14 protein-coding genes are annotated in these 13686 nt (G+C 61.1%); 5 read left to right on the forward strand and 9 right to left on the reverse strand.

The features are described from left to right. The 4 genes from AACS24_RS08365 to AACS24_RS08380 all read left to right on the forward strand — a co-directional run. Window positions 1–2358: formate C-acetyltransferase/glycerol dehydratase family glycyl radical enzyme (locus AACS24_RS08365; RefSeq protein WP_258223139.1), on the forward strand; the 2358-nt coding region annotated here is incomplete at its 5' end. Between the two features lie 92 nt (window positions 2359–2450). Beyond that, window positions 2451–3197: a DeoR/GlpR family DNA-binding transcription regulator gene (locus AACS24_RS08370; protein ID WP_011706659.1), complete on the forward strand. Its 747-nt coding sequence runs from the start codon at window positions 2451–2453 to the stop codon at window positions 3195–3197. 122 nt (window positions 3198–3319) lie between these two features. After that, window positions 3320–4201 carry an EamA family transporter gene (locus AACS24_RS08375; RefSeq protein WP_108573128.1) on the forward strand — a complete coding sequence of 294 codons (882 nt, stop codon included), beginning with the start codon at window positions 3320–3322 and terminating at the stop codon, window positions 4199–4201. A 134-nt stretch (window positions 4202–4335) separates the two neighbouring features. Next, the gene (locus AACS24_RS08380; RefSeq protein ID WP_108573130.1) at window positions 4336–6186 is read left to right on the forward strand and encodes an extracellular solute-binding protein; all 1851 of its coding nucleotides are present in this window, start codon (window positions 4336–4338) and stop codon (window positions 6184–6186) included. A gap of 100 nt (window positions 6187–6286) precedes the next feature. On the opposite strand, the gene AACS24_RS08385 is transcribed toward AACS24_RS08380, so the two are convergent. Continuing rightward, window positions 6287–6679 (reverse strand): DUF2750 domain-containing protein, encoded by a 393-nt coding sequence (locus AACS24_RS08385; RefSeq protein WP_071911694.1) that lies wholly within the window; start codon window positions 6677–6679, stop codon window positions 6287–6289. Window positions 6680–6838: 159 nt separating this feature from the next. Beyond that, window positions 6839–7393, reverse strand: a complete 555-nt coding sequence (locus AACS24_RS08390) for a hypothetical protein (RefSeq protein ID WP_108573146.1) — start codon at window positions 7391–7393, stop codon at window positions 6839–6841. Window positions 7394–7638: 245 nt separating this feature from the next. Here AACS24_RS08390 and AACS24_RS08395 point away from each other — a divergent pair, with 245 nt between their 5' ends. After that, complete coding sequence (locus AACS24_RS08395) at window positions 7639–7887, forward strand: TIGR02647 family protein (RefSeq protein WP_033113423.1); 249 nt, start codon at window positions 7639–7641, stop codon at window positions 7885–7887. Here the strand turns inward: AACS24_RS08395 and AACS24_RS08400 are convergent. From AACS24_RS08400 to AACS24_RS21870, 7 genes are all read right to left on the reverse strand, one after another. Further along, entirely contained in the window at window positions 7874–8179 is a 306-nt protein-coding gene (locus AACS24_RS08400) for a hypothetical protein (protein ID WP_108573132.1), read from the reverse strand. The two genes, AACS24_RS08395 and AACS24_RS08400, sit on opposite strands and share 14 nt — an antisense overlap. A gap of 92 nt (window positions 8180–8271) precedes the next feature. Then, window positions 8272–8481, reverse strand: coding sequence for a cold-shock protein (locus AACS24_RS08405; protein WP_005302803.1), 210 nt, complete (start codon window positions 8479–8481; stop codon window positions 8272–8274). A 206-nt stretch (window positions 8482–8687) separates the two neighbouring features. Further along, the gene (locus tag AACS24_RS08410) at window positions 8688–9788 is read right to left on the reverse strand and encodes a dihydrolipoamide acetyltransferase family protein (RefSeq protein ID WP_108573134.1); all 1101 of its coding nucleotides are present in this window, start codon (window positions 9786–9788) and stop codon (window positions 8688–8690) included. Next, window positions 9785–10771, reverse strand: coding sequence for an alpha-ketoacid dehydrogenase subunit beta (locus tag AACS24_RS08415; protein ID WP_021231077.1), 987 nt, complete (start codon window positions 10769–10771; stop codon window positions 9785–9787). The genes AACS24_RS08410 and AACS24_RS08415 overlap by 4 nt, the downstream gene beginning before the upstream one ends. Beyond that, on the reverse strand, window positions 10764–11852 hold the full coding sequence (gene pdhA / locus AACS24_RS08420) for a pyruvate dehydrogenase (acetyl-transferring) E1 component subunit alpha (RefSeq protein ID WP_005344473.1): 1089 nt from the start codon (window positions 11850–11852) through the stop codon (window positions 10764–10766). The genes AACS24_RS08415 and pdhA overlap by 8 nt, the downstream gene beginning before the upstream one ends. A gap of 253 nt (window positions 11853–12105) precedes the next feature. Continuing rightward, complete coding sequence (locus tag AACS24_RS08425) at window positions 12106–12975, reverse strand: hypothetical protein (RefSeq protein WP_108573135.1); 870 nt, start codon at window positions 12973–12975, stop codon at window positions 12106–12108. After that, window positions 12972–13686, reverse strand: a 715-nt coding sequence (locus tag AACS24_RS21870; protein ID WP_258223146.1) for a thioesterase domain-containing protein, incomplete at its 5' end; no start/stop codon positions are given. The genes AACS24_RS08425 and AACS24_RS21870, both read right to left, overlap by 4 nt.

Genomic DNA, 13686 nt, shown 5'->3' on the forward strand with positions numbered 1-13686 from the left:
CCGCCGGTCTGCACCGAGCGCGCCCGTCACTACACCGAGGCCTATCAAGCCCATCTGGCACGGCCGCTGCCGGTGCGCCGCGCTCTGGCGCTGGCCCACCACCTCAAGGAGCGCACCATCTGGATCAAGCACGACGAGCTCATCGTCGGCAACCAGGCAAGTCAGGTGCGGGCGGCGCCGCTCTTTCCCGAATACACGGTGGGCTGGATCGAGAAGGAGATCGACGAGCTGGCCGACCGCCCCGGCGCCGGCTTTGCGGTGAGCATGAGAGACAAGCAGATCATCCACACCCTCACCCCGTTCTGGCGCGGCCAGACGGTGCAGGATCGCTGCTATGGCCTCTTTACCGATGAACAGAAAGGACTGCTGGAGAGCGGCATCATCAAGGCCGAGGGCAACATGACCTCGGGGGATGCCCACCTTGCAGTCAATTACGAGCAGCTGCTCACCCTCGGTCTCGATGGCCTCAAGGCCAAGGTGGCCGAGCGGCGCAGCCGGCTCGATCTGGCTGACTGGGCCGATCTGCAACGCGAGCAGTTTCTGCAAGCCGTCGCCATCACCTTCGATGCCGTCAGCCAGCACATCGAACGCTACGCCGCGCTGGCCCGCGACATGGCAGCACAGGAATCGCGCCCCGAGCGCCGGAGTGAACTTGAGACCATAGCACTCAACTGCGCCCACATCGCCCACCAGCCCCCCGAGACCTTCTGGCAGGCGCTGCAGCTCTGTTACTTCATCCAGCTCATCCTGCAGATCGAATCCAACGGCCACTCGGTGTCGTTTGGCCGGATGGATCAGTACCTCTATCCCTGGTATCGCCGCGAAGTAGAGCTGTCGGAATCCCTGCCGCGCGGGCGTGCCATCGAACTGCTGCAAGGGTGCTGGCTCAAGTTGCTGGAGGTGAACAAGATCCGTTCCGGCACCCACTCCAAGGCATCCGCCGGCAGCCCGCTCTATCAAAACGTCACCATCGGCGGCCAGAACTGGCAGGGGGGCAAGGCCCATGACGCGGTCAACGGCCTCTCCTACGCGATTCTGGAGTCCTGTGGCCAACTGCGCTCCACCCAGCCCAACCTCTCGGTGCGCTACCACGCCGGCATGAGCGAGGATTTTCTCGACGCCTGCATTCAGGTGATCCGCTGCGGCTTTGGCATGCCCGCCTTCAACAACGACGAGGTGGTGATCCCCGAGTTCATCAAGCTCGGCGTCAGTGAGGAGGATGCTCACCACTACGCCGCCATCGGCTGCATCGAAACCGCAGTGCCCGGCAAATGGGGCTATCGCTGCACCGGCATGAGCTTCATCAACTTCGCCCGCATCCTGCTGGCGGCGCTTGATGGTGGCCGCGATGCCACCACCGGCAAGGTCTTTTTGCCCCAGCACCAGTCGCTGCGGGACGGCACATTCGGCCACTTCGATGAGGTGATGGCCCGCTGGGACGAGCAGGTACGCTACTTCACCCGCAAATCCATCGAGATCGACTGCGTGGTCGACAGCGTGCTAGAGGCCCAGGCCCACGATATCCTCTGCAGCGCCCTGGTGGATGACTGCATCGAGCGCGGCAAAACCATCAAGCAGGGGGGCGCCGTCTATGACTGGGTCTCCGGCCTGCAGGTGGGGATCGCCAACCTGGGCAACAGTCTGGCGGCCCTGAAGAAACTGGTGTTCGAACAGGGGGTGGTGGTTCAGAGTGAGCTGGCCGGAGCGCTCGAGCAGGATTTTGCCGGGGTCAAAGGCGAGCAACTGCGCATGCGCCTCACCAATGCCGCCCCCAAATATGGCAACGATCTGGACGAGGTAGACATGCTGCTGGTACAGGCCTACCAGAGCTACATCGACGAGCTCAAGGGACTGCACAACACCCGTTTCGGCCGCGGCCCCATCGGCGGCACCTACTATGCGGGCACCTCCTCCATCTCGGCCAACGTGCCCTTCGGTGCGGCCACCATGGCCACCCCGGATGGCCGCCACGCCCGCACCCCGCTGGCAGAAGGGGCCAGCCCCTCGTCGGGTTCGGATCGCCTCGGCCCCACGGCGGTGTTCAACTCCCTAGGCAAGCTGCCCACGGCAGCCATCCTCGGCGGGGTGCTGCTCAACCAGAAACTGAGCCCGGCAAGCCTTGAAAACGAACGGGACAAGGCCAAGCTGATGAGCCTGCTGCGCACCTTCTTCGAGGTGCACAAGGGGTGGCACGTGCAGTACAACATCGTCTCGCGGGAAACCCTGCTGGCGGCCAAGGCCCATCCCGATCAGTACCGGGATCTGGTGGTGCGGGTCGCAGGCTATTCAGCCTTCTTCACCGCCTTATCCCCCGATGCGCAAGATGATATCATCGCCCGAACCGAGCACAGTCTCTGACGGGCCCCACCAGGGGCAGCTGTGCCCCTTTATGACCGGCAAGCCACCCGCGGGGTGGCTTGCCGCTATCCACTGTCAACCAGCGAGGTCCCATGAACCCACGCCACCAACTGATCCTCACCCTGGTCCATCAGGCCCGCAAAATGAGCGTGAGCGAGCTCTCCCAACGTACCGGGGTCTCGGAGGTGACGGTGCGCAACGACCTGACTGCGCTCGAAAAGCAGGGATTGCTCAAGCGGGTGCACGGCTCGGCCATGGCACTGGAGAGCGACGACCCCGATGCCCGGATGAACATCAACTACCTGCTCAAGGAGCGCCTCGCCGAGCGGGCCGCCCAGCTGGTGGAGGACGGCGAGACGGTCTTTATCGAGGGGGGCAGCGCCAACGCCCTGCTGGCCCGCCATCTGGCCCTGCACAAGCGGGTCACCATCATCACCATCAGCAGTTACATTGCCCACCTGCTGCGCGACACCCAGGCTCAGGTAGTGCTGCTCGGCGGCCTGTTCCAGCATCAGAGCGAGAGCGTGGTGGGGCCGCTGACCCGCCTGTGCATCGAGCAGGTGCACTTCTCCAAGGCCTTCATCGGGGTAGACGGTTTTCATCCCGAGATGGGCTTCACCGGCCGCGACATGATGCGGGCCGACGTGGTCAACAGCGTGCTGGCCAAGGGGGTGACCAATGTGGTCATCACCGACAGCAGCAAGTTCGGCGCCATCCACCCGAGCCCGCTCGGTACGCCGGGGCAGATCGGCGTGCTGGTCACCGACGACGCCCTGCCTGCCCCCATGCGGGCCACCTTGGCCGCGCGCGGCATCACAGTACACTGCGTCGCCGCCTGAATCGCACCTTGCCACCCGTTGTCAGGCCGCTATCCCGTCCTGCAGCTTGACGGCGCCCACAGAGGCTGGGGTATGCTCGTCCTCTTTTGGCCTCTCCCGGGCCACAGACCGAAGGACGCAGCATGCACACCAAGGACAAGTTTCTGGCCGCTCTGGTCATCCTCTGCTGGGGGCTCAACTTCGTCGCCATCAAGTGGGGGCTGGAGGGCATTCCCCCTCTGCTGCTGGGTGCGCTGCGCTTTATCGGCGTGGTCTTCCCCGCCATCTTGCTGGTCCCCAGACCCGCCATGCCGTGGCGCTGGTTGCTGGCCTACGGCGGCGCCATCAGCCTCGGCCAGTTCGCCTTTCTCTTTTGCGCCATGAAGTTCGGCATGCCGGCGGGCATGGCTTCGCTGGTACTGCAATCCCAGGTAGTGTTCACCCTGCTGTTTGCCATGATCTGGCTGGGTGAGCGCTGGCAACCCCACCACTGGGTGGCCCTGCCGCTGGCGGGGGCCGGCCTCTATCTCATCGCCACCCATGGCGAAGGCAACCTGACACTGCTCGGCTTCGTACTGACCCTCTGTGCGGCCGCATGCTGGGGCCTTGGCAACGTCATCAATCGCCAGATCGGGCTGCGCTACCAAACCACGCTGCCCAGCCTTATCGCCTGGGGTGGACTGGTTCCCATCCTCCCCTTCCTTGCACTCTCCTGGCTGTTCGAGGGGCCCGAGCTGATGGCGAGCAGCCTGCTCAATATCAGCTGGCAGGGTTTCCTGTGCGTGCTCTATCTCTCCTTTGTCGCCACCTGGCTCGGCTACGGCCTGTGGGGGCGGTTGCTGATGCGCTATCCGGTAGCGCAGGTAGCTCCCCTCTCCCTGCTGGTGCCCTGCGTCGGCATGGTGGCGGCAGCCCTGCTGCTGGACGAGCATCCCACTGCGTTGCAGTGGCTGGGCTCTGCTCTGGTGCTACTCGGCTTTGTGGTACATCTGCTGGGCGGCAGGCTGCGCTGGTTCAAACCGTAGGCTGCCGCCTGACCCCTTATTTGCCCGCCGCCATTGACCGGGGCGAGGAAAATTTCCATCATGAGCCAGCCCCCAACGGGGCTGAAGCCACCATCAGGTGACCTGCAGGACGCAGCTATCAGGAGAGCAAGGATATGCCATCGACATTCACCGCCGGATCCCGGATCATCCCGCGCCTTCTTCGCACCAGTGCCATCACCCTGACCCTCTGTTTGAGTCACTACGGCTGGAGCGCCACCCTGCCAGCCGATTTGAAGTGGGAGAGCAACAACACGGATCCCGTTTACGCGGATCCTGCTGCCAAACGGGGGGGGACATTCCGCGACTTCGTCACCAGCTTCCCCCTCACCCTGCGCAAATTCGGGCCTGACTCCAACGGTTCCTTTGCCGCCTATGTCAGGGAGACCAACCTGCCGCTGCTGGCCACTCACCCCATTACCGGAAACCCCATGCCGATGCTGGCGAGTGAATGGGCTTTCGGCTCCGACAACAAGACCCTCTATTTTCGCATCAACCCGAAAGCTCGCTGGTCGGACAGCCAACCGGTCACCGCCGATGACTGGGTGTTTACCCTCAAGATGATGCGCAGCAAGGAGATAAACGATCCCTGGTACAACAACTACTACAGTACCCAGATTGTCGATGTGACCCGCTTTGACGACCACACCCTCTCCATCACCAGCGGCACCGCAAAGAGTCGCCAGGATCTGCTGGAGTCACTGCCCATCAGCCCGGAGCCAAGCCACGCCATCAAGCTCACCAGCAATTGGGTCAAGGAGTACAACTGGAAGGTGCTACCGGTCACCGGCCCCTACCAGCTCGACGAGGTGAAGAAGGGCAAATCGATCACCTTCAAGCGGGTCAAGGATTGGTGGGGCGATGACGAGCGCTACTTCCAGCACCGCTTTAATCCGGAGCGACTCGAGATCAAGGTGATCAGGGATCAGAACATCGCCTGGCAGCACTTCCTGCGCGGCGAGCTCGATACCTTCCCGCTGGTGATACCCAACTGGTGGCATGACAAGAGCAAAACGCCGGAGTTCGAGAAGGGCTATATCGAGCGGCTCTGGTTCTATAACCAGACCCCGCAATCCCCCACGGGGCTCTATCTCAATACCGCCGATCCGCTGCTGAGCAATCTCGATGTGCGGCTCGGCATCCAGCACGCTCTGAACATCGACAAGATGCTCACCACCCTGCTGCGCGGGGATTATCAGCGCCTCAACAGCTACGGCGCGGGTCAGGGAGATTTTACCAACACCGATCTCAAGGCGCGGCCCTTCGATCCCAAACTGGCGCGCACCTACTTTGCCAAGGCGGGTTTCACCTCCGCCGGCCCTGACGGTATTTTGCAAAACGGCAAGGGGGAGCCGCTTACCCTGACCATTACCTACACCACGGCAGAGCACGCCCAGCGCCTGACCCTGCTGCGGGAAGAGGCCAAGAAGGCAGGGCTTAATCTGGAGCTAAACCTGATGGATGCTTCGGCCGGCTTCAAGTCGATGCTGGAGAAAAAGCACCAGAGTGCCTGGATGGCTTGGAGCGCTGGCCGCTACCCCGCCTACTGGGAGCACTTTCACAAGATCAACGCCCACAAGCCGCAGACCAACAACATCATGAACATCGATGACGAGGCGATGACCTCCCTGGTAGAGCAGTACGACAAGGCATTCGATTTTGGCAAAAAGGCCGAGCTGTCGCGCCAGATCCAGCAGCGACTCTATGAGCTGGCCAGCTTCGTGCCCACCTATCAGGTGCCCTACACCCGGGATGGCGCCTGGCGCTGGATAAAACTGCCCAAGGTCCCCGCTACGCCCAAGAGCGAGCTGCTCCACTGGCCCCTCGATGGCGGCAACAGTGGTTACAGCTATGGCGGTCTGTTCTGGATCGACGAACAGGTAAAAAGTGAAACGCGGGAGGCCATCAAGAGCGGCCAGAGCTTCCCTCCCGTTACTCAGGTCGATACCCGCTTCAAGCAGCCCTGAGCCAGCGGCAGAGATAGCAAAAGACCCCGCACACTGGCGGGGTCTTTTTTTGCAACCTGGTTTTTTGCAACCTGAGTTGCTCGCGTCAAGCTGGAGGCGATTAGCCGCGCTTGGCCTGCTTCTGGGCAATAGCGTCGGCGATGTCGGCCGGCTCCAGCACGATGCCTTCCTGATCCGGAGTCGGGAACACGGCAACGCACAGTTCGTCCTGCTCCATGCCGTCGATCCAGCGCTCCAGCCACACCTTGAGGGTGATGGACTGCGGCTTGCACTCGGCCCACTCGCCTTCGGCCCACGCCTTGGCGTATTCCGGGTGCGGCCATACCGGGATACAATCTTCATCATCGGTAGTCAGCATCATGACGCCGTGCTCGTCGGTCAGTACAAACAGCTCTTCATGCTCGACCAGCTTGCTGATGAAGTGATCGTAACGGTAGTCAGCGTTCAGTTGCAGCGCGGCATTGCGCTCGGTGTCGCTCAGTTCATAGCTCATTGGCCAAGTCTCTCTCAATCGATAAAGGGCGCCATGTTCACATCTTGTGGTCAGCTTGTCCAGCCTGCCGCCCCCTGACGCCAGACGGGGGAACCGGAACGCCCATAAGGATAGAGCAGGGAGCCGGATAAAAAAGGCAGGATAGCCACATTGACCGGATTAAAACGCCGGGGTGATCAGCTCCACATCCGGCGTTTCACTCAGTTTTTGCCGCAGCCAGTAGGCTGACTCGACCTCGACAAAGCAGAGCTGATCCCGACCACTCGCCGCCGCGCTCATCAACTGCTCGAAACGAAGTTGCTGCTGCGCCAGCCAGGCTGTCGCCAGTTTGGCGCCATGCGCTTCATCGACCACTTCGCGGCGCAGCTCGAACAGGTTGTCACTGATGGGACTATTGATCTTGGCCGCACTGTGCCAATACATCTGCAGGTTCTCCATCATCTCGGCATCGTAGTTGGCCAGGGCATCCAGCTCGGCAGTCGCGCCCTCCTTACCGGTGGCAAAGTCACACCAGCCGGCATCGAGACTTGCCAGTTCACGGGCCTGAGCCCCTTTGGCATGCTTGCGCAGCTGAGCAATATCGCTCCCCTTGCGGGCAGGCAACCACAGATCCCCATCATGGCTCTCAAGCAAGGAGGTCAGCAGCGAGACGGGGTAGACCGGAAAACCGGCAGAGTGTGAATGCAGCAGGGATACCAGAGTGATCTTGACCATGAGCAATACCTTGAGCTGGGCGAACAGCCGCAAGCGAACCGTCCGGTTAACAGGAGTGCTCTATCCTATCACGTTTGGCATGGTGAGGGTCTTGCGAGGAGAAGTGGCAACCATCTGATTACGCCCAAAAAAACAACACTCGGCAGGGTATGGAAGAGACAAAGACCAATAGTTTGAACCAGCGCCCACTAAAGTGGATCCGGGAGTGCTAGTTTGCATACATCTTTAGCGTAAGGAGTAGATCCATGATTGGTATCGATCAGATTTCTGATGACGTAATAAACCAGTTGAAGATACTGGCATGCTTTGATCCGGCCAACATGAGCCTGGGCATCAAATTACGCAGCGACATGTCTGAAGAGCTGTGCCAGGCAGCGGTTCGCCTGCATCAGCAGGGGCTCATCAGTGCCGAAGATGGCGGCTACCTCACCCCGTTTGGCATGACCATGGTAGAGCATTTGCAGCACCTGCTGGTCGCACTCAAACCGCTTTGACCGGCTGAGGAGCCCACAGCGAAAAGTTGAGCAGCTCCCAGCGCTCTCCCTGATGGAGATGACAGGCAAACAGCAAAGGACCTTCGGGTCCTTTTACTTTGCCATCGACCAGCCACTCTGACTCCCTGTCGGGGATCTGGCGGGCCTCAATTTCGTCCGGTTGCCGCTCTTCACCTAGCCGCACATGGACAAACTGCTGGCAAACCCGCTCTGCCTCCATGGCTGCCTGTACCGGCATGGGCTCATCCACGATCGGGGTCAATGCAGTCAGGAGTAACAGGGTCTGGAACATGATTCACACACCGTATGAGTCAGGAACAAAGGCCATATAAACAAAAAGCCGTGGTACCAGAGGCACCACGGCTTTCTTAAATTCTGTAAGAATTACAGAGCAGTTACGTTCTCAGCCTGCGGGCCTTTCTGACCTTGGGTCACAGAGAACTGTACGCGCTGACCTTCAGCCAGGGTACGGAAACCGTTACCTTGAATGGCGCTGAAGTGAACGAAAACGTCCGGGCCGTTTTCTTGCTGGATGAAGCCAAAACCTTTGGTTTCGTTGAAAAACTTAACGGTACCGGTGATCATGTTAGACATATCTTTAAACCTGTATTCAAAATAATTACTTATGCTTTTCAGCGGGTAAAGCTCAAAAAACGGGATTAATTTATGAACAACAGGAAAAGATGTAAAACATCAAATTCATTGACATAACTATCGCCCTTTCAAGCTGCCTAGGATTATACGTGGCTTTGTAGATTACGCAAACAAATTTGTGCCCTGCCAACGGCAGGGCACAACCGTTACAGGGTCGGCGCTTCCAGCGCTTGTACCAATGCCTTGAGGAAGCGTGCCGCTTCGCCGCCGGTACAGGCTCTGTGGTCAAATGTCATCGACAGCGGCAACGCCCTGACGGGGCGTGCTTCACCATGGATGAACACCACTTTCTCGAACAGCTTGCCTGCCCCTATGATGGCCACCTGCGGCGGTGTCACGATGGGGCTGGCATAGCGACCCGCGATGGCGCCGAAGTTGGTGAGCGTAATAGTCGCCCCCTGCAACATCTCGCGCGGCACGGCGCGCGCCTTCACATCGGCGATCATCCGATCCAACCCTTGGCGCAGATCGGCTCCCTCCCGCTCTGCCACGTTCTCCATCACCGGCACATAGAGGCCATGCTTGGAATCCACCGCAATGGCCACATTGACCTCTTTAAACAGCCGCCGTGATAGAGTTTCACCATCAAACCAGGCGTTCATCGAGGGCTCGGCGCGGCACGCCACGCCAATAGCCTTGATAAGGCGCACCGTCACATCTTCATCAGGGCGCCAATGACGCAAGTCAACCTCGTCGGTTATGCTGACCGGCACCACCGTCTGATGAGAGAGCTCCATCGCCTTGGCCATGGCCCGCCGTGACCCTTTGAGGAAATCGTTGCCACTGCTTTGCTGGGCCTCGAATGCCTGCTGCACATCAAGCTCGGTCACCATGCCGCCGCTGCCACTCCCCTTAATCCGGTCGATATCCAGACCCAATTTTTGTGCCAGCAGTCGCACCGCTGGCATGGCTTGCACCAGCGATCCCCCTAGGGCAATAGCCCCAACCACGAAGTGATCCTCGATATGCTGCTGATGGGCGTTCACCTTGCCCACAACTGTGCCATCATCTTCACCCCCTTCGAACTCCACCAGCGGCGCACCGATATGGAGGATATCTCCCTCGGCGCCGCAGAGACGGGCAATCACCCCGGCCACCGGAGAGGGTACATCCACCAGCGCCTTGGCCGTTTCCACCGACAAGAGCACCTGATCGACCGCGACGGTATCCCCGGCACTCACCTTCCATTCGACGATCTCGGCTTCGGCCAACCCTTCACCCAGATCCGGTAATTTGAAAAATTTCATAGCCACTGGTTCTCCATCAGCTGGTGAGCGGCATCGGCAATATCCTGCTCGGTGATGAGGTAATACGCTTCGTTGCGATAGTAGGGAACGGCGGCATCCACGCCGGTCAGCCGTTTGGGCGGCGCTTTGAGGCTGGGAAGTGCCTGCTCGGTCACCCGCGCCACAATTTCGGCACCGACGCCGAAGCTACCGCACGCCTCGTGCACCACCAGCAAGCGCCCGGTCTTGCGCACCGAGGTAAGGATGGTCTCCATATCCAGCGGCTTGATGGTGGCCAGATCCAGCACCTCGCACTGGATATCCTGTTCGGCCAGCAGGTTCGCCGCTCGCATCACCTCCTGAATGCAGGCCCCCCAGGCCACCACAGTAATATCGCGGCCCGGGCGCAGGGTGAAACAGACATCCAGCGGCAGGCCGACACCGTCATCCACCACCTCGGATTTCATCGAGCGATAGATGCGGTCAGGTTCGAAAAACATCACAGGATCCGGATCGCGGATGGCCGACAGCAGCAGGCCATAGGCGCGTCTCGGGCTGGAGGGGATCACTACCCGTAGCCCCGGAATATGGGCGAACAGTGCCTCGACGCTCTCGCTGTGATGCTCCGGCGAGTGAATGCCCGCACCATACGGGGAGCGATAGACGAGGGGACAGGAGAGGCGGCCACGGGTGCGGTTTCGCATCCGCGCCGCCTGACAGATGATCTGCTCCATCCCGGGGAAAATGAACCCCTGAAACTGGAACTCCGCCACCGGCTTGAGCCCCTGGGTAGCCATGCCGACCGCCACCCCGGCGATCAGCCCCTCGGCCAGCGGCGTGTCGATCACCCGCTTGAAACCGAACTTGTCGCGCAGGCCAACCGTGGCGCGAAACACCCCGCCGTTGACCCCCACATCCTCGCCCAGAACCACCACATCCGGGTCATGCTCCATCTCGTAGTGAAGGGCCATGTTGACCGCTTCCAGCAAACTGATCTCACTCATGGCCGACCTCCTGCTTCATCCCCTTGGCAATCACTCGCTCGCGCTGGGGCAACAGTTCGGCGGGCAGGCTGGCATAGTGATAATCGAGCATCGCCTCCGGTGGCTGGGGGGCCATCGCCTCATAACGGGCGACCGCCTGCTCTACCTCTCGGGCTGCGTCCGCCAGCAGGCTCTGCTCCTGCTCTTCATCCCACCACCCTTGGCTGTGCATAAACTGGCGCAGCCGCTTGACCGGCTCCTTGGCCCAGGCGGCCTCGACCTCGGCCCCGTCGCGATAGCGAGTGGCATCGTCGGCCGTGGTGTGATCGCCGAGGCGATAACTGACCGCCTCAATCAGGGTCGGCCCCTTGCCGCTACGGGCCCGCTCTACGGCACTGCGAGCGGCATCGTAGACCGCCACCACATCGTTGCCATCCACCTGCAGGCTGCGCACACCGGCGCCAATCCCCTTCTGGGCCAGCGTAGGAGCGCTCGATTGCAGCTTGCGCGGCACCGAGATCGCCCACTGGTTGTTGTTGACTATGATGACCATCGGCAGGTGCCAGACACCGGCGCAGTTGAGCCCCTCCAGAAAATCCCCCTTGGAGGTGCCGCCATCGCCGATGGTGACTACGGCGACGCGCGGTTGATTTCGCAGTTTGAAGGCAGAGGCAATGCCACAAGCGTGGGTGATCTGGGTGGCGATGGGGACGCAGATGGGAAGATCTTCAGAGGGAGTCCCATCGGGCTTGAGAAAATAACTCCCCCGCTCGTCACCACCCCAATATTGCAGGTTCTTCTCCATCGGCACGCCCCGCACATAGAGGGTGGGCATGTCCCGATAGTAGGGGACGTAGACATCCTGCGGCTGCATGGCCAGACCAATGCCAATCCCCACGGCTTCTGCGCCGAGATGGGAGGGAAAAGTACCGAGTTTGCCGGTTCGTTGCAGCGCTATCGCTTTTTTGTCATAGCTGCGCACCATCACCATATTGCGGTAGAAGGTGTGCAGTATCGCCTTGTCCAGCCAGGTCGGTAAGGTGGCGACCGGGCACCCTTCCGCATCGAGGTAACGAAGGAAAGGGATGTCGACATGGGTCATAACTGGCTCCTTGCCGTTGTAGGCGTCACCGATGCTGGTGACACTTAGATGTAAATACCTTGTTAAATAAAAAGCAAAGGAATTTACTCAGGTAAGACCAGTAGAAACTTCTTTAAAGTAGCGAAGGAGCTGAATTTTCGGCGATGAGTAGCAAGGTATGCCGTAAATGGTGCAACTTTGCAGCGCTGAATGCAGGATGCCAAATATTGAAAAGGGGAGCCTGGCTCCCCCCTTCTGTTACTCAAGTCAGCGGTTACGCCAGCCAGTGTTGCAGCTGGCGGGCCATGCCCACTGGCAGCAAGTGAGCGCGACTCAGCAATCGGCTGCGCCAGGGCTCGGCCAGCAAGGTGGGGCAAATTCGCATCTCCCGCCCCCTGTCAGCCACGCGCACCAACCGATCGATGAGAGTCTCCAGCGGTGGATGTTCCAGCCAGTTGGGATAGAGATCGGCAGTCGTGATCCCGGCCAGCTCACACACCCGCTCCTCTTTCTCATCTCCCTTCTCATCAGAAATTGGCTGGGGGTGAAGCACATGCAGCCAGCCCGGCCGTGCCACCTCCAGCAACTGGCCCAGCGTCGGCTGCGCAAAGTGGGGATCCCCAGCGACTTTGAGCATATGACGCGCCCCTGCCAGCACCACCACGCCGCGGGCGGGAAGTGCAAGAAGATAGTCGGCCAGCGCCTGATCCCGCCCCCTGTTGTGCTGCTGCCACCGCTCCGGGCTCATCTCCTGCCACTCGAATAAGGGCTCGCAGAGATGCGCCCGCAGCCGCATATGTTCGGGGCGCGCCAGATTGCTCTGGCGCAGAGCGGTGAAGAGAGCAGGAAACTCGGGGGCCATCCAGGCGGGAAAGGCACAGGAGTCGAGCCAGACCGGATAGAGCCGGGCCAGCGTCAGCGGCTCACCCTGCCAGCTCTCCTGCCCCGTCAGCCAGGCATCGAGCAAGCCCTGATGGCGGCGGTTGCCGCACTCCAGCACCAGATCGGTCATTATTCCCCAGAGCGCCGGATCGCACAGCCAAGCGTGCTGGCGCCGGATAAAGTCGGGGTGCCAGTGAGGCTCCCCCAGCCCCACCAGCTTGCCCGCCAACAAGGCCTCCCGGATGGCGGCAACCGGGGTCATGCGTCCCCCTCCTGCCGGATGTACGGTTGTTGCCCGCCCCCATCGACCCGCTCACAGATAAGGGCACCGACCTTAGCCAGCCAGTCGGGATGCACCATCTCCTGATGCAGGCAGGGGAAGCGCTCATAGCAGATGTCCCCTTTTGTCAGCGATTCCCAGCCGCGCCCATCCAGCCAAGGCTGGCGGGAGGCTGACGCCTCGATAAAGGTCACCTCCCCGTGATAGCAGTAGTCGACTGGCTGGCGGATCAGCAGGTTGTTGTGGCCAACCAGCTCAATCATGGCGCTCACCACCTGCTCGTCGAGCATGGCCAGCGCACTCCCCTCCGCCCCCAGTCGGGCCACAACCTGGTCGCGAGTGAGGGAATCCAGCGCCTCGTCCGCAACCACAATCCCCCCAATCCGCAGCAGCGCATCGAGCATCCGCTGCTCATCGGGCAACGGCTGGGTCTGCCACTGCTGACAGGGGTAGGCATCGAGCAGCAGCACCATGGCCACCTCCTGTCCCTGCTCTTGCAGCATGGCGGCCATCCGGTGCACCAGCATGCCCCCGAGCGACCAACCGAGCAGCCAGTAGGGCCCCTCGCCCTGCTGGCGGCGCAGCTCGGTCACATAGTCGAGAGCCAACTCGTCAAAGCTGGCGGGCAGCGGCGCATCCGGCTGGCAGAGCGCCCGCGCCTGCAGGGCATAGACGGCCATGTCGGCCGGCAGA

Source organism: Aeromonas sp. HMWF016, assembly GCF_963878195.1.
In the GTDB taxonomy this organism is placed as follows: domain Bacteria; phylum Pseudomonadota; class Gammaproteobacteria; order Enterobacterales; family Aeromonadaceae; genus Aeromonas; species Aeromonas lacus.